We start from the raw sequence: 15,711 nt of genomic DNA on the forward strand, positions 1-15,711 counted from the left end.
TCAATCCCTATTCCGGAGAACATCAGATGGCTACAGTAGCAACCCTGCAAAGCTGGATCGGCGGCCGCTGGCTCGGCGCCGAGGCGTCCGTGCCGCTGCACAGCGCGCTGAACAACTCGCTGATCTACCACACCCACGCCGAGAAGATCGACTTCGACGAGGCCGTCACCTACGCCCGCAAGACCGGCGTGCCCGGCCTGATGGCGCTCGACTTCCAGCAGCGCGCGGCGCGCTTGAAGGCGCTGGCGCTGTACCTGGCCAGCCGCAAGGAGGAGCTGTACGCCATTTCGCACCTGAGCGGCGCCACCCGCGCCGACAGCTGGGTCGACATCGAGGGCGGCACCGGCACCCTGTTCGCCTACGCCAGCATGGGCAGCCGCGAGCTGCCCTCGTCGAACGTGCTGCACGAGGGCCCGGCCATCGCGCTGGGTAAAAACGGCGGCTTCTCCGGCACCCACATCCTGGTGCCGCGCGGCGGCCTGGCGGTGCACATCAACGCCTTCAACTTCCCCATCTGGGGCCTGCTGGAGAAGTTCGCCCCCAGCTTCCTGGCCGCCATGCCCTGCATCGGCAAGCCGGCCACCGCCACCAGCTACCTGACCGAGGCGGTGGTGCGCATGATGCACGAGTCCGGCCTGCTGCCCGAGGGCAGCCTGCAACTGGTGATCGGCTCCACCGGCGACCTGCTCGACCGCCTGACGGGCGCCGACGTGGTCACCTTCACCGGCTCGGCCGACACCGCCGCCAAGCTGCGCACCAACCGCAACCTGATCGCCAACTCGGTGCCCTTCACGGCCGAGGCGGACTCGCTCAACTGCGCCATTTTGGCGCCGGACGTGTCGCCCGACGACGTCGAGTTCGAGCTGTTCATCAAGGAGGTGGCGCGCGAGATGACCGGCAAGGCCGGCCAGAAGTGCACGGCGATCCGCCGCATCATCGTGCCGCAGCAGCATGTCGACGCGGTCGGCACGCGCCTGCGCGAGCGCCTGGCCAAGGTCAGCGTGGGCGACCCGTCGGTCGAGGGCGTGCGCATGGGCGCGCTGGCCTCCAAGGACCAGCAGCGCGACGTGGCCGAGCGCGTGGCGCTTCTGTCGCGCGGCAACGAGGTGCTGTTCGGCGCGGCCGACGGCTTCAAGCCGGTCGGCGAGGGCGTGGCCGACGGCTGCTTCTTCGCGCCGACGCTGCTGCTGTGCCGCGACGGCATGCGCAACGACGCCGTGCACGACGTCGAGGCCTTCGGCCCGGTCAGCACCATCATCAGCTACGGCGACATGGACGAGGCGCTGGCCCTGGCCGCGCGCGGCAAGGGCAGCCTGGTCAGCACCTTGGTGACCAAGGACCCGCTGATCGCCGCGCGCGCCGTGCCGATCGCCGCCGCCTCGCACGGCCGCGTGCTGATCCTCGAGCGCGAGGCCTCGGTCGACTCGACCGGCCACGGCTCGCCGCTGCCGCAGCTCAAGCACGGCGGCCCGGGCCGCGCCGGCGGCGGCGAGGAGCTGGGCGGCATCCGCGCGGTGCGCCATTTCCTGCAGCGCGCCGCCATCCAGGGCTCGCCGACCATGCTGGCCGCCGTCACCGGCGAATACGTGCGCGGCGCCGCCGTGCAGGAAAGCCCGCTGCACCCGTTCCGCAAGTACTTCGAGGAGCTGAAGATGGGCGACTCGCTGTTGACCCACCGCCGCACCGTGACCGAGGCCGACATCGTCAACTTCGGCGGCGTCTCCGGCGACTACTTCTACATGCACTTCGACGACATCGCCGCCAAGGACACCCAGTTCGGCAAGCGCATCGCGCACGGCTACTTCGTGTTGTCGGCGGCGGCCGGGCTGTTCGTTTCGCCGGCGCCGGGTCCGGTGCTGGCCAACTACGGTCTGGACAACCTGCGCTTCATCACGCCGGTGGCGATCGGCGACACCATCCGCGCCCGCCTGACCTGCAAGCGCAAGGTCGACCGCAACCGCGTCGACGACAAGGGCGTCGGCCAGGGCGTGGTGGCGTGGGACGTGCAGGTGACCAACCAGAACGACGAGCTGGTGGCCAGCTACGACATCCTGACCCTGGTGATGAAGCGCGGCTGATGCGGCCGCGCGGGGCGTGCTAAGCTAGCCGCGCGCCGGCACAAAGGCCTACCCCAAGTGCGAAGGGGTCTGACCCCGTACGGGGTCAGACCCCGGTGCATGCGCCTTGGGGCAGCGGCGGGCGTTCAAGGCGCTTTTCCCCCTCCTCTGGAAAGACTATATTTGAACGAGCAAGCCAAACAAACCGCGCTGTTGACCGGCGCCGCCATTTCGCTGTTCGGCGCCGTCATCCACTGGATCTCGCCGCTGCTCGGCCCGGACTGGTACGCCTGGCTGCGCGCGCCCAAGTTCGTGGTGGAGTCGGCCCGCGCCGGCACCTGGCCGGCGCCGACCTGCGCCGTGCTTATCGGCGGCCTGATGTTCATCTGCGCGCTGTACGCCTGGTCCGCCATGGGCCGGATGGCGCGCCTGCCGCTGCTGCGGACCGCGCTGGTGGCGATCGCCGCGATCGGCCTGCTGCGCGGCTTGGCGCTGCTGCCCTACGCCTGGAACATGCCGCAGTTGTTGGACACCTTCGACGTGGTCGGCTCGCTGGTTTGGTTTGTCGCCGGGCTGGGTTTCGCCGTCGGCGCCCGGCAGAACTGGGCTGGGCCGGCGCGCCCGGCGCGCCAAGCCGCCTAAGCGCGCCGACCGCACCTGGCAGGCTAGCCGTGTTGGTTCGCCGTCAGGCGTTCCGGCGCGGCGGTTGCCACCTTGCGCCGCCCGGCGGGCAGGCCGGCCAGGCTGGTCGGCGCGGCCGGGGCCTGCGCCGCATGCTCGTCCAGACGGAAATTGCTGACCGCGCGCAGCAGCTCGACCGCCTGGTCCTGCATGCTCTGCGCCGCCGCCGCCGACTGCTCCACCAGCGCCGCGTTGCGCTGCGTCATGTCGTCCATCTCGGTGATCGCCGAGTTGACCTCGTCGATGCCGGCGCTCTGCTTCTGGCTGGCCAGCGTGATGTCGCCCATGATGTCGGTGACGCGCTTGACCGACTCGACGATGTGGCCCATGGTCTGGCCGGCGTCGTCGGCCAGCCGGCTGCCGGTTTCCACCTTCTCCACCGAATCGGCGATCAGCCCCTTGATCTCGCGCGCCGCCGTGGCCGAGCGCTGCGCCAGGTTGCGCACCTCGGTGGCGACCACGGCGAAGCCGCGTCCCTGTTCGCCGGCGCGGGCCGCCTCCACCGCCGCGTTCAAGGCCAGAATATTCGTCTGGAAGGCGATCGAGTCGATCACCCCGATGATGTCGACGATGCGGTTCGAGCTCTCCTTGATCGAGGCCATGGTGTGCACCACCTGGCTGACCACCTGGCCGCCCTTGAGCGCCACGTCGGAGGCCGACAGCACCAGCTGGTTGGCCTGGCGCGCGTGGTCGGCGTTCTCGCGCACGGTGTTGGTCAGGCTCATGCATCGAGGCGGCGGTCTGCTCCAGCGAGCTGGCCTGCGACTCGGTGCGCGCCGACAGGTCGGCGTTGCCCTGGGCGATGTCGCGCGCCTCGGCGGTGATGGTGCTGCCGGCGACGCGGATGTCGCCCAGCAGGGCGCGCCAGTTGGCCACCAGCGTGGCCAGCGCGGCCGACAGCTTGCCGATCTCGTCGTCGTTGCGCACCTCGATGCGGGTGGTCAGGTCGCCCGAGGCGAGCTGCTCGGCCGCCGCGCAGGCCGCGCCGATCGGCGTGACCACGGCGCGCGCCAACCACAGCGAAATGGCCGACAGCACCGCCACGCCGGCCAGCATGGTGAACAGGCTGGCCCACATGGCGCGGCCGTTGGCGCTCTTGGTGTCGAGCAGCGACTCGTTGGTGTGGGCGTCGAGCCGGGCCAGCACGCCGGCCAGCAGGGCGCGCAGCTGCTTGTAGCTGTCGCCGGCGCCCTGCATGGCGGCGACGCCGGTGTTCGGGTCCATCGAGGCCAGGTCGAGCGCCTGCGCCACGCCGCTGCGGTACTTCTCCAGCAGCGGCGGCACCTGGCGCGCCAGTTCGGCCGCCTCCGGGTTGGACTGCAGGCGCTGCACCTCCTTGTTGACCTGGGCGACCTCCTGGTTGACCTTCTCGCCGAAGGCCTTCATGTCCTGCTCCGACAGGCTGGCGGCGATGGCCATCTTGGCGTACACCTCGGCGTGCAACTGGCCGATGGCGATGGTTTGCTGGCTGGCGGCGCGGAAGGCGGCGAAGGTGTTCTCCTTGAGGTCGTGCATGCGCGCCTCGTTCTGCCGCATGGAGAAGAAGGAGAGCAGCCCCATCAACAGCAGGCAGCCGAAGGCCGCCGCCGGGACGATGAGGATCTTGTGGGCTATTTTCATATGATGACCGTGAATTGGAGGGACCGCCGGTCTGTCTGCGGGCGGGATGCGCGCCGCTCGGCGCGCCGCCGGCGCTTACAGGTAGATGCCGCCGCAGACCACGGTTTCGTTGAGCCGCTCGCAGTACATCTGCTTCGGTTCGATCTTCTTGGTTTCCGGATTGGTGAACTTGTAGTCCTGCCAGAAGTGCGGCTTGGCCTTGCCCATATCGACGCGCTCCTTGACGAAGGCCTTGCCGTCGATGTCCTTCAGCTCGATCAGGTTCTTGCCGACCATCTTGGGGTTGGCGCCGTGGGCGGCGACGGTGCCGTCGAGCTTGTACACCACCAGGTACAGGTCGCGGTCGATGAACTTGGCGTCCTTGCCGGTGATGGCGGCGTAGCCGGCCTGGTCGCCGCTGGCCTTGATGAAGGCCACGCCCTTCTTGACCATGGCTTCGGCGTCGGTGCGGGAGGCGCCGCCGTCCGCCGCGAAGGCGGCGGGCAGCAGCAGGGTGGCGGAGAGGGCGGTCAGGGCGATGCTGCGGCCGGCGAGGGAAAACATCTTGTGCATGATGAGGTCTCTTTCAAATTGGCAGGGACACCCGGGCTTGGACGGAGCATGCATACCCGTTGGGTGTGTCGGCCATGCGCGCGGCCGACACCTTGGATACTAGCGCGTTGCGCCCTCCCGTGCTAGTGCGCAAGGGCAATTTCATCCCGGCGCGCGGCTTTTTGCAACGGCGCGGCGGGCCGCCGCGCCGCTTGCGATTTGATACGGAGAAGCCGGCCGCGGCAGGCGGTGCCGAATTATTTGCGCAGGCCGAAGGGATCGTCGATGCTGTGGGCCGGCTCGGTGAACCACCGTGGGCCGCTCTCGGTCATGTAGAAGTGGTCCTCGTGGCGCACGCCGAACTCGCCGGGGATGCAGATCATCGGCTCGTTGGAGAAGCACATGCCGGGCGCCAGCGGGGTCGTGTCGCCGCCGACCAGGTAGGGCCACTCGTGGATGTCGAGGCCGATGCCGTGGCCGGTGCGGTGCGGCAGGCCGGGCAGCTTGTAGCCGGGGCCGAAGCCGTCGGCCTCGAGCGAGCGGCGCGCGGCGCGGTCGACCTCCTCGCAGGGCACGCCCAGCTGGGCCGCCGCGAAGGCCGCCGCCTGCGCCGCCTTCTCGCTGTTCCACACGCTGCGCTGGCGCTCGCTCGGCGTGCCGAAGACGTAGGTGCGGGTGATGTCGGAGATGTAGTTGTGCAGCTTGCAGCCGGTGTCGATCAACACCGTGTCGCCCGGCTTGAGGGTCTGCACGTAGCTGACGCCGTGCGGGTAGGCGGTGGCCTCGCCGAACAGCACGATGACGAAGTAGGAGCCCGGCGCGCCGACCTTGCGGTGGGCGCGGGCGATGAACTCCTCCACCTCGGTGGTGCTGATCCCCTCGCGCAGCATGGACGCGGTGGCGACGTGGACGGCCAGCGTCATGTCCTTGGCGCGCTGCATCAGCGCGATCTCGGCGGCCGATTTGCGCGTGCGGCAGTGCGCCGTCACGCCGCGCGCGTTCTCCAGCGCGTAGCCGGCCGCCAGCGGGCGGATGCCGTCGTAGATGAAGAAGGCGGCGCTCTCGCAGATGCCGACGCGCGGCGGCCGCGCCGCGTCCGGCGCCACGCCCATGCGGCCCAGCACATCGACGAACAACTGGTAGGGGCTCTCGTGCTCGTTCCAGCAGTTGACCGCGCCCTCGACCAGCATGAAGTCCTTCAGCGTGCTTTCCTCGAAGGCCGGGGCGATGTATTCCACCGCGCCGCTGGCCGGCAGGATGGCGCCGACCATGCGCTCGCTCGGATACCAGCGCGTGCCGGTGAAGTACAGCAGGTTGGAGCCGGCGTTCAGGTAGATCGCCGCGATGCCCTGGTCGCGCATGAAGGCCTGGGCCTTCCCGATGCGTTGCAGGTGTTCCGCCTTGCCGATGGCGACCGCGCCGGCGGTCATGTCGGACAGGGTGGCCAATGCTTGTTCGATGCTGCTGCCGCCTATGCTCATATTGTCTCCTGATGGTTTGCGTGGCGGCGCGGCTCCACGTCCGCGCCGCCGCCGATGATATCAGTTTTGTCGCGCCGGCACGGCGGCCGGCGCGCCGCCCAGGGTGATTTTTTCGCCGTCCTTGGCCGGCGTGAACAGGTCGGCCGGGTAGGTGAACAACCAGTCGGCGTAGCGCGCCTTGCGGCGCAGGGCGGCGTCGTCCTGGTCGAAGTTGTCCTGCTTTAGCGGGGTCTTCGCCGACAGCGAATGCACGCCGACGATGCGGCCCTGCTGCAGCACCAGGCCCCATTCGGCCTTGCCGCTGATCGGGTCGGCGTACAGGCGGCGCAGGTGGCGCCGTGGGTTGGCGAAGCGCGGGTCCTTGAGCAGGCCCTCCAGCCGCAGCGGGTATTGGTTCTGGCCGTTGATGGCGCCGTTGCCGCCGGCGTTGTGGTAGCGCTCGATGGCGGCGCGGAACTCGTGGCCGATGAAGATCAGCTCGCGCTCCTTGTCGCGCCGCGCCGCCGTGGCGAACAGGCCGGAGGTGACCACCAGGCCGACGCCCATGAAGGCCACCAGCAGCAGCGTCCACAGGTAGGCGAAGCCGCGCGCGGCCGGCCGCGCCGCCGCGCGCCGCCGCGCGGGCACGCGCACGCGCACGGGCAGGCCGCTCATAGCTGGCCGAAGGGCACGCCCTCGCGCGTGCGGCCCTTGGCGCCGCTGCGGATGTCGGCCACGCCGGGTTTGTCGGCGTCCTGCGAGGGCAGCAGCTGCCAGGTGGCGGCCGATTCCGTCACAGGGTCCAGCGGTACGCTGCGGAAGTAGCGCTGCGTCACCAGGTCGGCCAGCGCTGCCGGGTACTCGCCCTTGTCGGCGTAGTATTTGTCGATACCGCTGCGCAGCACCTGCAGGTTCTCGCGCAGCGCAACCTCCTTGGACTTTTCCACCGAGCCGAAGTAGCGCGGCAGCGCGATGGTCAGCAGCAGCGAAATGATGGCCAGCACCACCAGCAGCTCGATCAGCGTGAAGCCGCCGCGCTTGTGAGTTGGATTCACCATGCATTCACCATAGCCGCAGCGGCACGCCGTTCAAGCCCACCTTGGGCGAGCGCGAGGCGATGTCGAACACGTCGTCGCCCTCGCTGGGATTGTCGGGCGGCGAGTTGTAGCTGCGCAGCGCCCAGCCGGCCGCCGCGCCGTCGCCGTCGGCGCTGGTGGCGTTATTGCTGGCGAAGGGGTCGCGCGGCAGGCGGCGCAGGAAGTAGATGTTTTGCTTGCGCGGGCTGCGCTCGTCCGGCACGCCGCGCACCAGGTCGTCGAGCTTCTTGGGAAAGCCGGAGTCGCCGATGGCCAGCTTGATGCGGCCGGCGTCGGCGGCCCGCTTGTAGGCGTCGATCGCCTCGCGCAGCTCGATCAGCGCGTCGCGCAGCTGGTGCTCCTTGGCGCGCTGCAGCGCCACCTGGGTCATCGGCACGGCCACCATCGCCAGCGTGCCCATGATTGCCAGGGTGATCATCAGCTCGATGAAGGTGAAGCCGGAGGCGCGCCGGCGCCGGCTCGGGCTGGCCATGGTCACTGGCCCTTCTTCGGCGTGTTGTTGGGCGTGGCGCCAGGCTTGGTCCGGCTGGTGGTCGGCGGCGGCTCGGCCGCCTGCGCGGGGGCGGGGGCGGGCGGCGCGACGGGCGCGCCGTCGGCGTCGCCGCCGGTCATGGCGTTGCCGCCGCCGGTCATCGGCGATCCACCGCTTTCCTGCGGCGCCTCGGGCAGGGCCGGCGCGGCGGGGCCGACGCCGGCCAGCAGCGGACCGCGCCCGCCGATGTCGCTCTCGGTGCCGGAGTTGAACTCGGCGGCGCTCAGCTCGGGGCGGCGGATGGCGCGCAGCACGCGCGGCGTGATCGACAGCACGATCTCGCTGCGCAGGCTGTCGTCCTTGTGGCTGCCGAACAGGCGGTCCAGCACCGGCAGCTCGCCGACGCCGGGCACGCGGTTGCCGGAGGCGCGGTCCTCGTCGCTGATCAGGCCGGCCAGCACCTGGGTCTCGCCGTCCTTCAGGCGCAGCGTGGTGGTGGCGCTGCGCGTGCCGATCTGGTAGGCCTGGGTGCCGGATTTGCTGGTCACCACCTTGATCACATTGCTGACCTCCAGGTTGATTTTGATGGCCACCTCGTCGTCCAGGTAGACGTTCGGTTCGACGTCGAGCTTGAGGCCGACGTCGACGTAGTTGACGCTGTCCGAGCTGACGCCGTTGTTGGTGGTGACGGTGATGACCGGCACCCGGTCGCCGATCAGCACCTTGGCCTTGTCCTTGTTGCGCACGCGGATGCGCGGATTGGCCAACAGTTTGCTGTCGCTGTCGGTCAGGCCGGCCTTCAGCACCACCGGCCCCAGGCCCAGCTTGATGTTTTGGCCGTTGATGTGGCGCAGGTCGTTCACGTACAGGCCGTTCTGCGAGTTGGCGGCGCCGCCCAGGCTCAGGGTGGCGCTGTCCGGCCACTCTATGCCGACCTCCTGGATGCGCGAGCGCTTCACCTCCAGCACCTCGACCTCCAGCATCACCTCCGGGTCGGCCAGGTCCCTGCACGGCGATGATGCGCTCGGCCATGCGGATCATCGCCGGCGTGTCGCGCATGATGATGATGCCGGTGCGCTCGTCCGTCACCAGGTCGCGCGCCTTGAGCAGGGTCTTCAACGAGAAGGCCACGGTCTTGACGTCGCCGTTGGTGAGGAAGAAGCTGCGCACCAGCAGCTGCTGGTAGTCCTTCACCTTCTGCGGCGTGTTGGGGTAGATGGTGACCGAGCGTTCGCCGGTGACGGTCTGCTCCAGCTGGTTGGCGCCCAGCAGCATGCCGATGGCATCCTCGATGCTGGTGTCGCGCACTGAGATGGTGGCGCGGATGTTGGGATCGACCTCGCGGTCGAAGACGAAGTTCAGGCCCGACACCTTGCTGATGAAGTCGAACACGGCGCGCAGCGGCGCGTCGCGGAACTCCAGCGTGACCGGCTTGCGGTAGGCCGCCGCAAGCCGGCCGCCGGCCGGGCGCAGCCGACCCATGGCGTCGTTCAGCCGCGTCTTCAGGCGCAGCGCGTCGCGCTGGTCGGGGCGTTCCAGCAGCACCGGCCGCAGCAGCTCCTGCGCCTGGCCGAGGTTGGCCTCGCCGCCCCGCCCGAGCAGGGCCTCGGCGGCGGCCAGCGCCTGCTGGTGGCGGCGGTCCTGCGCCAGCGCCTCCAGCCCCTGGCGCGCCACGGCGTTGTTGGCGTCGATGGTCAGCGCCTGGTTATAGGCCTGCTCGGCGGCGGCCAGGTCGCCCTTCATGCGCAGCGCGTCGGCGCGCGTGTTCATCGCGTGGACCAGGCGCAGCTTGCGGTTCAGCAGAACGATGCGGAACTCGGCGTTGTGCGGATCGTCGCGCGCCGCCTGCTCCAGCTTGGCCAGGCCCGGCTCGATCTGGCCGGCGTCGAGCAGGGCGTTGCCCTCCTTGAAGGTCTGGCTGCCGGCGCAGGCCGCCAGCAGCAGTGTCAGTAGCAGCGTGGGCAGCAGCGTTGCGCGCAACGTCGGCAGGAATTTCGGCAGGCCGGTGGTGGTGTTGTTCAATTCGTGTCCCCTACGACCAGTGATTGTTTTTGATTGAGTGGCAAATAGATGAAGTGCAGGGCGTCGGCGCCGACGCTGTCGAGCACATAGCTGTCGTCGATCTTGTCGCCGGCGTGGGCGACGATGTTGCGGCCGTCCAGTTGTAGGAAGAAGGCGGCCTTGCCATCGTCGACGAAGCGGCCCATGAACAGGAAGGGCAGCGGCGGCGCGCCGGCCGGCCCGGCCGACTTGGACGGCGCTGTGGCTGGTGCCGGCTCCTGCTGCGCCGGCATGGGTTTCCTCGGTGCCTCCGGCTGCCAGCTTTGTTTGGCGAAGACGTTGCCGAGCTCGTCGTCGCCGTCGCCGTCGCCGTTGCCGTTGTGCTGGCGCGGCTGGATGCGCAGCGTGTTGGCGGCGTCAGCCTGGGCCGCCGGAATCAGCGGCGTGGCCGGCAGCACCGGCGCGGCGGCCGGCGCGACGGCGGGGCGCTCGCGCGTGCTGGCGCCGGCCGGGCCGACCACGCCGCCGTCCTGGTCGGGCGCGAAGTAGGCGGCCAGCAGCGTGGCGCCGGCTGCGGCGATCAGCAGCTTTCTCATGGCCGCCCGCCGCGCTGGCGCACCAGCAGCTGGAACTGGATGCGCGCCTCGACCTCGCCGGCCTCGATCTGCTCGCGGCGCAAGGCCACCGAGTCCAGCGTCAGCGTCGGCAGCGTCTGCAGCGCGGCCAGGATGAAGGCCTGCACCCTGGCGTAGTCTGCCTTGATCGGCAGCGTGATCTGGTAGCGGGTGAAGCCGCCGCGCGGCTCGGCCTGCGCCTTGTAGTCGGCCTTGGCCAGGGTGACGCCGTTGGCCCGGGCCAGGTCGACCAGCTCCTTCAACTGGTCGGGGATCATGTCGTGCGCCGGCAGATAGGCTTGGAAGGCGGCCACGGCGCCGGCGTCGTCGGCGACCAGCGATGCCGGCGCGGCCGGTTGGGCGGCGGCGCGCGCGGCCCGCTCCAGTTGCCGCGCCAGCGTCAGTTTGTGCTGTTCCAGAGCGGCGCCGTGCCACAGCGCCAGCGCCGCCAGCGCCAGCGCGGTGGTGCCGGCCAGCACTCCGGCGCCGAGTTGGCGCGCCATGCGTTTGGCCTGCCACAGCAGGCGCGGCGCCAGGTTGGCGGGCAGGCGCAGGGATGGCGCCGGGCGCGGGTTCATTGCCGCCATTGGGCCTCCAGTTGGAATCGATAGGCGTGCTCCACCGTCGTCGCGCTCATCTCGTGCTTGACCAGATAGACCGATTTGAACAGCGGCTGCTCGTTGAGGAAGGCCAGGTAGTTGATCATGTCCTGCGCCGTCTCCGCCTCGGCGCCTATTTTCAGTGCGCCGGCCGGCTTGTCCGCCGTGCCCTTGGCGACGGTGCCGCCGGCCTCGGTCTGCTCCAGCTCGGGTTGGCCGTTCAGGTCCAGCGACAGCAGGGCGACGCGGATGTCGCGCGGCGCCTGCAGCGTTTTGATCAGGCGCGCCACCGGCAGGTTGAGTTGGCGCACCGCCTCGGCGATGGCTTTCAGTTGCAGGTCCAGCTCGCGTTGGCGGGCAGGGTCGAGCGCGGCGCGCACGACCGGGCGCGGTTGTGCCTGCGCCAGTTGCGCCTCCAGCCGCCGCACGTCCTGCCACTGGGCCAGCCAGTTGGCGCCGGCCGGCAGCAGCGCGGCCAGGCCCAGCGCCAGCAGCGCCAGGCGCCAGCCGCGCGTGGCCGCGCCGCCGGGCCGGCGGATGAAGTTGAGCCGGCTGTCGCCGCGCCGCCCGGTGCTGCCGCCCAGTTTGTTCAGTTCGCTCAGCTCGCTCATGCCGCCTCCAGCAGCGTGGCAGGCGGGCCGGCGAGCGAGCCGTAGGGGCCGGCCACCAGCTTGAACTGCGGCGCCAACAGCTCCTGCGCTTGCGCCGTACCGCTCATGTCGACCACCAGCACCTCGGCGATGCCGGCCAGCTCGGGCGCGCGCAGCGTCCAGCGCTGCCATGCCTGCGCCAGCTCGGCGTGCCAGCCGGCGCCGCAGGGCTGCGTTTGGATCGCCGCGATGCCGCCGCGCGCCAGCGCGGCCAGCGTCATGCGGCCCGCTTCGACCACGGCGAAGGCCTGCGGCTTGGCCGGCGCCAGCGCGCGCCACACGGCGCCCAGCAGCGGTTCGACCACGCGGCAGCGCCGGCCCTGTTCCTCGGCCAATTGGCGCAGGCCTTGCAGCAGCGCCGCGTCGATGCCGCAGACCAGGCGCGGTTGGCCGTAGGGGGCGTCGTCGGCGCACAGGCTCCAGCCGCGCGCGGCGTCGCCGTACACGGCGGCCAACTGGTTTTGCAGGAAGCGCGCCGCGCCGGGTTCGGCCAGCAGGGCCTCGCTCCACGGCGCCAGCGTCATCTGGCACCAGCGTCCGGCCAGGCTGATCTCCAACGGCGCCTTGGCCAAGCGCGCGTCGGCCGCAGCCGCAGCCCGAGTGCCGCCGGTGGCCCCGGTCGAAGCCGAACCGGCGGCCACAGCCGCAGCCGACCCCGCAGTCCCGGACGGAATCGAAGGCGCGGCCGCTTCCGCAGCCGTGCCGCTCAGGTGCGGCCGGGCGAGATATTCGCGCAGCGCGTCGAGCGCGCTCTGCCAGTGGCCGTCCGGCCTGGCGTAGGCCAGGCGCTGCGCGCCGGCCGGGTCGGGCCGGCGGCCCCGGCGCGGCAGCGCCAGCAGCTGTTGCGGCCCCAGGTGCAGGCACAGGGTGGTCGGCGCGAGGTGGGCAAAATGATCAATAAGTGACACGGTTCAGCTCCGTCAAGGTGGTTTCGCCCAGCCGCACCAGGTCCAGCGCGGCCTCGCGCGCCAGGCGGAAGCCCATGCCGGCGGCCTCCTCCTTCATGCGGCTGACCGGCGCGCGGGTGCAGATCATCTCGCGCATGGCGTCGTTCAGGATCAACACCTCGGCCACCGCCTTGCGGCCCTTGTAGCCGGTGCCCCGGCAGTGGCCGCAGCCGGCGCCGGCCATGAAGCGCCAGCCGGCCACCTGCGGCGCCGTCAGGCCGCTGTCGCGCAGCTCCTGCGCGTCCGGCGCCACGTCCATGGCGCAGTGTTCGCAGTTGAGCCGCAGCAGGCGCTGCGCGACGATGCCGTTGAGCGCCGCCGCGAAGCTGTACGGGTCCACGCCCATGTGCAGGAAGCGGCCGACCACGTCGAACACGTTGTTGGCGTGCACGGTGGTGAACACCAGGTGGCCGGTCAGCGAGGCCTGCACGGCGATCTGCGCCGTCTCGTCGTCGCGGATCTCGCCGATCATGATCTTGTCCGGGTCGTGCCGCAGGATCGAGCGCAGGCCACGGGCGAAGGTCAGCCCCTTCTTCTCGTTGACGGGGATCTGCAGCACGCGCGGCAGGCGGTATTCGACCGGTCCGTCGATGGTGACGATCTTGTCGCGGCCGGTGTTGATCTCGGTGATGGCGGCGTACAGCGTGGTGGTCTTGCCCGAGCCGGTCGGCCCGGTCACCAGCAGCATGCCGTGCGGCTTGGCGGCCAGCCGGCGGATGTGCACGATGGCGTCGGCGTTCAGGCCCAGGCTCTCCAGCCGCAGCGCGGCGGCCGCCTCGGTCAGGGCGCGCCGGTCGAGCAGGCGCAGCACGGCGTCCTCGCCGAAGATGTTGGGCATGATGGAGACGCGGAAGTCGATCTCGCTGCCCTTGACGCGCACCTTGAAGCGGCCGTCCTGGGGCACGCGGCGCTCGGCGATGTCGAGGTCGGCCAGCACCTTGATGCGCGAGATGACCTGCTCGGCCATTTGCAGGCCCTGCACCTGGCCGGCCTGCACCAGCACGCCGTCGACGCGGTACTTGATGACCAGGCTGGCGACGTCGCATTCGAGGTGGATGTCGGAGGCCTGGAACTTGAGCGCGTCGTAGATGGTCGAGTTGACCAGCTTGACCACCGGGCTGCTGTCCTCGCTGATGCGGATCAACGAGATGTCCTCGACGTTCTGCTCTGCGTTGGCGCCCGCCGCGCCGTCGTCGTCGGCCATGTCCTGCATGGCCTGCTGCACGCTCTCCAGCTGCGCCAGGTAGGCGGCCAGGTCGTCGGCGTGGGCCAGCGCCACGCTAAAGGTGGCGCCGGCGGTGCCGGCGGCGTAGTCGGCCCATTGCAGCAGGTCGTCGGCGAAGGGGTCGGCGACCACCAGCACCGGGGCGCCCGCTTGCGGGCAGTGCAGCAGCACGCAGTCGTGCTGGGCGCAGTCGGTGTAGGGCAGCAGCTCGAAGGCCGGACGGGCCGCCTGCAGGCGCGCCATGTTCCAGGCCGGGTAGCAGAACAGCGCGGCCAACTGGCGGGTGAACTCCTCCGGCGTCAGGCCGGCCAGCTCCTGCAAAATGGTCAGCTGCGGCCGGCCCTGCGCCTGGGCGGCGGCGCGCGCCGCGTGCAGCAGCCCGGCGCCGAGCACGGCCGGTTCGCGCGCGTTCACGACAGGCTCCCGGCCAGCTCGAAGATCGGCATGTACATCAATACCACGACGCCGCCGATCACCACGCCGATCAAGGTCATCAGCAACGGCTCGAGCAGGCGCGAGGCCCAGTCGACCCAGCGGGCGAACTCCTCGTCGTGGAACTTGGCCGAGCGCTCCAGCATGTCGCCCAGCCGGCCGGTGTTCTCGCCGACCCGGAGCAGCGACTGCGCCACCGGCGTGGCCAGGCCGTTCTGCTCCAGCGCGGCGGAGAAGGGCAGGCCCTGCTCGACGGCGCGGCGGGCGCGCAGCAGCTGCTCGCGCTGCTGCGGCAGCAGCATGGCGCCGCTCATCGCCAGCGCCTTCGACAGCGGTATGCCGGCGTGCAGCAGCAGGCTGAGGGCGCGGTACAGCCGCGCCAGGCGGAACTCGGCGGCCTTGGCCGCCAGCAGCGGCAGGCGCAGCACGGCCAGCACCAGGCGGGCGCGCAGCGCGGCGTTGCCCAGGCCGAGCACCAGCGCGGCGACCGCGCCGCCCAGCGCGGCCAGGCACAGCCAGGGGTGCGCCGCCAGCGACTGGCCGAAGGCCAGCAGCATCTGCGACAGCCAGGGGATCTCGCGGCCCGAGCTTTCGTAGACCACGCTGAACTTGGGCACCACGTAGCCGAGCAGGAACAGGGTGACCAGGGTGCCGACGGCCAGCAGCATGGTCGGGTAGATCGCCGCCGACACCAGCTTCTTGCGGATCGCGTCGAACTGCAACTGGTAGGCGACGAAGCGGGCCAGCGCCTCGGGCAGGTTGCCGGAGCGTTCGGCGGCATGCACGGTGGCGACGTAGAGGTCGGGGAACACGGCCGGGAAGCCGGCCAGCGTGTCGGAGAAGCTCTGGCCCTGCTGCAGCGCCAGGCGGATCGCCGCCAAGGTGGCGCGGGCGCCGGCGCGGCCCTCCTTGTTGTGCAGCGTGGCCATGGCCTCGCCCAGGTTCAGGCCGGCCTCGAGCAGGGCCAGCAGCTCCTGGCTGAATTGCAGCAGCGGGAAGGGTTGGCGGCCGCGCGCGGCGGCGGCGACGCCGGCCGTGCCGGCAGCGGTGCCGGTGCCGGTGCCGGTGCCGGCCGGCGCGCCGGCGATGGAGAGCACGCGCCAGCCGTTGCGCGCGGCCTGGCGGATCGCCTCGGCCTCGCTGGCGGCGTCGACCGCCACGCTGCGCGCGCCGGCGCCGCCCTGTACCTGCAGATGGAAGCGCATCGCGGCCTCAGGCGCGCCACCCCGCGCGCGTTTGGGTGGCGGGGCGGGCGGCGGGCTGGGACGAAATCTGTGTACGCATCGGTCGATCGCAATCGGAAAAAATGCAGAACAGTCGGGTAG

19 protein-coding genes and 1 pseudogene are annotated in these 15,711 nt (G+C 70.7%); 6 read left to right on the forward strand and 14 right to left on the reverse strand.

Annotation, left to right across the window (positions count from 1 at the left end; all coding sequences use genetic code 11):
- Positions 1–26 precede the first annotated feature (26 nt).
- Together paaZ and QC826_RS02275 are read left to right on the forward strand one after the other, a co-directional pair.
- Positions 27–2,078, forward strand: a complete 2,052-nt coding sequence (paaZ, locus tag QC826_RS02270) for a phenylacetic acid degradation bifunctional protein PaaZ (RefSeq protein ID WP_279764220.1) — start codon at positions 27–29, stop codon at positions 2,076–2,078.
- Between the two features lie 162 nt (positions 2,079–2,240).
- Positions 2,241–2,699 (forward strand): hypothetical protein, encoded by a 459-nt coding sequence (locus QC826_RS02275; RefSeq protein ID WP_279764221.1) that lies wholly within the window; start codon positions 2,241–2,243, stop codon positions 2,697–2,699.
- A gap of 23 nt (positions 2,700–2,722) precedes the next feature.
- On the opposite strand, the gene QC826_RS02280 is transcribed toward QC826_RS02275, so the two are convergent.
- Both QC826_RS02280 and QC826_RS31150 read right to left on the reverse strand, forming a co-directional pair.
- Positions 2,723–3,463, reverse strand: a complete 741-nt coding sequence (locus QC826_RS02280; protein ID WP_313872834.1) for a methyl-accepting chemotaxis protein — start codon at positions 3,461–3,463, stop codon at positions 2,723–2,725.
- A gap of 208 nt (positions 3,464–3,671) precedes the next feature.
- Positions 3,672–3,962, reverse strand: a pseudogene (locus QC826_RS31150) (methyl-accepting chemotaxis protein); the annotation flags it as partial.
- Between QC826_RS31150 and QC826_RS02285 the strand changes: the two are divergent.
- Positions 3,949–4,362: a hypothetical protein gene (locus QC826_RS02285; RefSeq protein ID WP_279766650.1), complete on the forward strand. Its 414-nt coding sequence runs from the start codon at positions 3,949–3,951 to the stop codon at positions 4,360–4,362. The pseudogene QC826_RS31150 and the gene QC826_RS02285 overlap by 14 nt on opposite strands.
- A 71-nt stretch (positions 4,363–4,433) precedes the next feature.
- Here the strand turns inward: QC826_RS02285 and QC826_RS02290 are convergent, their stop codons facing one another.
- The 6 genes from QC826_RS02290 to QC826_RS02315 all read right to left on the reverse strand — a co-directional run bounded on the left by QC826_RS02290 (position 4,434) and on the right by QC826_RS02315 (position 8,901).
- Complete coding sequence (locus tag QC826_RS02290; protein ID WP_313872835.1) at positions 4,434–4,910, reverse strand: cache domain-containing protein; 477 nt, start codon at positions 4,908–4,910, stop codon at positions 4,434–4,436.
- Positions 4,911–5,146: 236 nt separating this feature from the next.
- The gene (locus QC826_RS02295) at positions 5,147–6,370 is read right to left on the reverse strand and encodes a Xaa-Pro peptidase family protein (RefSeq protein WP_279764222.1); all 1,224 of its coding nucleotides are present in this window, start codon (positions 6,368–6,370) and stop codon (positions 5,147–5,149) included.
- Positions 6,371–6,430: 60 nt separating this feature from the next.
- Positions 6,431–7,024 carry a type II secretion system protein gene (locus QC826_RS02300; protein ID WP_279764224.1) on the reverse strand — a complete coding sequence of 198 codons (594 nt, stop codon included), beginning with the start codon at positions 7,022–7,024 and terminating at the stop codon, positions 6,431–6,433.
- Positions 7,021–7,407 carry a type II secretion system protein gene (locus tag QC826_RS02305; protein ID WP_093382368.1) on the reverse strand — a complete coding sequence of 129 codons (387 nt, stop codon included), beginning with the start codon at positions 7,405–7,407 and terminating at the stop codon, positions 7,021–7,023. Before QC826_RS02305 ends, QC826_RS02300 begins: the two co-directional genes overlap by 4 nt.
- A gap of 4 nt (positions 7,408–7,411) precedes the next feature.
- A complete protein-coding gene (locus QC826_RS02310) occupies positions 7,412–7,918 on the reverse strand; it encodes a type II secretion system protein (RefSeq protein WP_279766364.1) in 507 nt (168 codons plus the stop codon).
- A gap of 2 nt (positions 7,919–7,920) precedes the next feature.
- Positions 7,921–8,901 carry a type II secretion system protein GspD gene (locus QC826_RS02315; RefSeq protein ID WP_279764225.1) on the reverse strand — a complete coding sequence of 327 codons (981 nt, stop codon included), beginning with the start codon at positions 8,899–8,901 and terminating at the stop codon, positions 7,921–7,923.
- 47 nt (positions 8,902–8,948) lie between these two features.
- Between QC826_RS02315 and QC826_RS02320 the strand changes: the two genes are divergently transcribed.
- From QC826_RS02320 to QC826_RS02330, 3 genes are all read left to right on the forward strand, one after another.
- Positions 8,949–9,104, forward strand: coding sequence for a hypothetical protein (locus QC826_RS02320; protein ID WP_279764226.1), 156 nt, complete (start codon positions 8,949–8,951; stop codon positions 9,102–9,104).
- Between the two features lie 30 nt (positions 9,105–9,134).
- Entirely contained in the window at positions 9,135–9,359 is a 225-nt protein-coding gene (locus tag QC826_RS02325; protein WP_279764227.1) for a hypothetical protein, read from the forward strand.
- Positions 9,360–9,547: 188 nt separating this feature from the next.
- Positions 9,548–9,871, forward strand: coding sequence for a hypothetical protein (locus tag QC826_RS02330; protein WP_279764228.1), 324 nt, complete (start codon positions 9,548–9,550; stop codon positions 9,869–9,871).
- A gap of 65 nt (positions 9,872–9,936) precedes the next feature.
- Here QC826_RS02330 and QC826_RS02335 read toward each other — a convergent pair whose 3' ends face one another.
- The 6 genes from QC826_RS02335 to QC826_RS02360 are packed head-to-tail and all read right to left on the reverse strand — an operon-like array spanning position 9,937 to position 15,591.
- The gene (locus tag QC826_RS02335; RefSeq protein WP_279764229.1) at positions 9,937–10,515 is read right to left on the reverse strand and encodes a hypothetical protein; all 579 of its coding nucleotides are present in this window, start codon (positions 10,513–10,515) and stop codon (positions 9,937–9,939) included.
- On the reverse strand, positions 10,512–11,120 hold the full coding sequence (locus tag QC826_RS02340) for a hypothetical protein (RefSeq protein WP_279764230.1): 609 nt from the start codon (positions 11,118–11,120) through the stop codon (positions 10,512–10,514). Before QC826_RS02340 ends, QC826_RS02335 begins: the two co-directional genes overlap by 4 nt.
- Positions 11,108–11,743 carry a hypothetical protein gene (locus QC826_RS02345; protein ID WP_279764231.1) on the reverse strand — a complete coding sequence of 212 codons (636 nt, stop codon included), beginning with the start codon at positions 11,741–11,743 and terminating at the stop codon, positions 11,108–11,110. Before QC826_RS02345 ends, QC826_RS02340 begins: the two co-directional genes overlap by 13 nt.
- Entirely contained in the window at positions 11,740–12,690 is a 951-nt protein-coding gene (locus QC826_RS02350) for a hypothetical protein (RefSeq protein ID WP_279764232.1), read from the reverse strand. Before QC826_RS02350 ends, QC826_RS02345 begins: the two co-directional genes overlap by 4 nt.
- Complete coding sequence (locus QC826_RS02355; protein ID WP_279764233.1) at positions 12,677–14,368, reverse strand: GspE/PulE family protein; 1,692 nt, start codon at positions 14,366–14,368, stop codon at positions 12,677–12,679. The genes QC826_RS02350 and QC826_RS02355 overlap by 14 nt, the downstream gene beginning before the upstream one ends.
- Positions 14,365–15,591, reverse strand: coding sequence for a type II secretion system F family protein (locus QC826_RS02360; RefSeq protein ID WP_279764234.1), 1,227 nt, complete (start codon positions 15,589–15,591; stop codon positions 14,365–14,367). The genes QC826_RS02355 and QC826_RS02360 overlap by 4 nt, the downstream gene beginning before the upstream one ends.
- Positions 15,592–15,711: the final 120 nt, after the last annotated feature.

It is taken from the genome of Rugamonas sp. DEMB1 (assembly GCF_029834475.1).
GTDB classification, from domain to species: domain Bacteria; phylum Pseudomonadota; class Gammaproteobacteria; order Burkholderiales; family Burkholderiaceae_D; genus Rugamonas; species Rugamonas rubra.

What these genes read in the sequence shown, in the direction of transcription:
- QC826_RS02280 (WP_313872834.1), bottom strand. Translation starts at nt 3,463, where the DNA reads ATGAGCCTGACCAACACCGTGCGCGAGAACGCCGACCACGCGCGCCAG.
- QC826_RS02335 (WP_279764229.1), bottom strand. Translation starts at nt 10,515, where the DNA reads ATGAGAAAGCTGCTGATCGCCGCAGCCGGCGCCACGCTGCTGGCCGCC.
- paaZ (WP_279764220.1), top strand. Translation starts at nt 27, where the DNA reads ATGGCTACAGTAGCAACCCTGCAAAGCTGGATCGGCGGCCGCTGGCTC.
- QC826_RS02300 (WP_279764224.1), bottom strand. Translation starts at nt 7,024, where the DNA reads ATGAGCGGCCTGCCCGTGCGCGTGCGCGTGCCCGCGCGGCGGCGCGCG.
- QC826_RS02315 (WP_279764225.1), bottom strand. Translation starts at nt 8,901, where the DNA reads ATGCTGGAGGTCGAGGTGCTGGAGGTGAAGCGCTCGCGCATCCAGGAG.
- QC826_RS02320 (WP_279764226.1), top strand. Translation starts at nt 8,949, where the DNA reads ATGCGGATCATCGCCGGCGTGTCGCGCATGATGATGATGCCGGTGCGC.
- QC826_RS02325 (WP_279764227.1), top strand. Translation starts at nt 9,135, where the DNA reads ATGGTGACCGAGCGTTCGCCGGTGACGGTCTGCTCCAGCTGGTTGGCG.
- QC826_RS02360 (WP_279764234.1), bottom strand. Translation starts at nt 15,591, where the DNA reads ATGCGCTTCCATCTGCAGGTACAGGGCGGCGCCGGCGCGCGCAGCGTG.
- QC826_RS02290 (WP_313872835.1), bottom strand. Translation starts at nt 4,910, where the DNA reads ATGCACAAGATGTTTTCCCTCGCCGGCCGCAGCATCGCCCTGACCGCC.
- QC826_RS02345 (WP_279764231.1), bottom strand. Translation starts at nt 11,743, where the DNA reads ATGAGCGAGCTGAGCGAACTGAACAAACTGGGCGGCAGCACCGGGCGG.
- QC826_RS02305 (WP_093382368.1), bottom strand. Translation starts at nt 7,407, where the DNA reads ATGGTGAATCCAACTCACAAGCGCGGCGGCTTCACGCTGATCGAGCTG.
- QC826_RS02340 (WP_279764230.1), bottom strand. Translation starts at nt 11,120, where the DNA reads ATGGCGGCAATGAACCCGCGCCCGGCGCCATCCCTGCGCCTGCCCGCC.
- QC826_RS02295 (WP_279764222.1), bottom strand. Translation starts at nt 6,370, where the DNA reads ATGAGCATAGGCGGCAGCAGCATCGAACAAGCATTGGCCACCCTGTCC.
- QC826_RS02310 (WP_279766364.1), bottom strand. Translation starts at nt 7,918, where the DNA reads ATGGCCAGCCCGAGCCGGCGCCGGCGCGCCTCCGGCTTCACCTTCATC.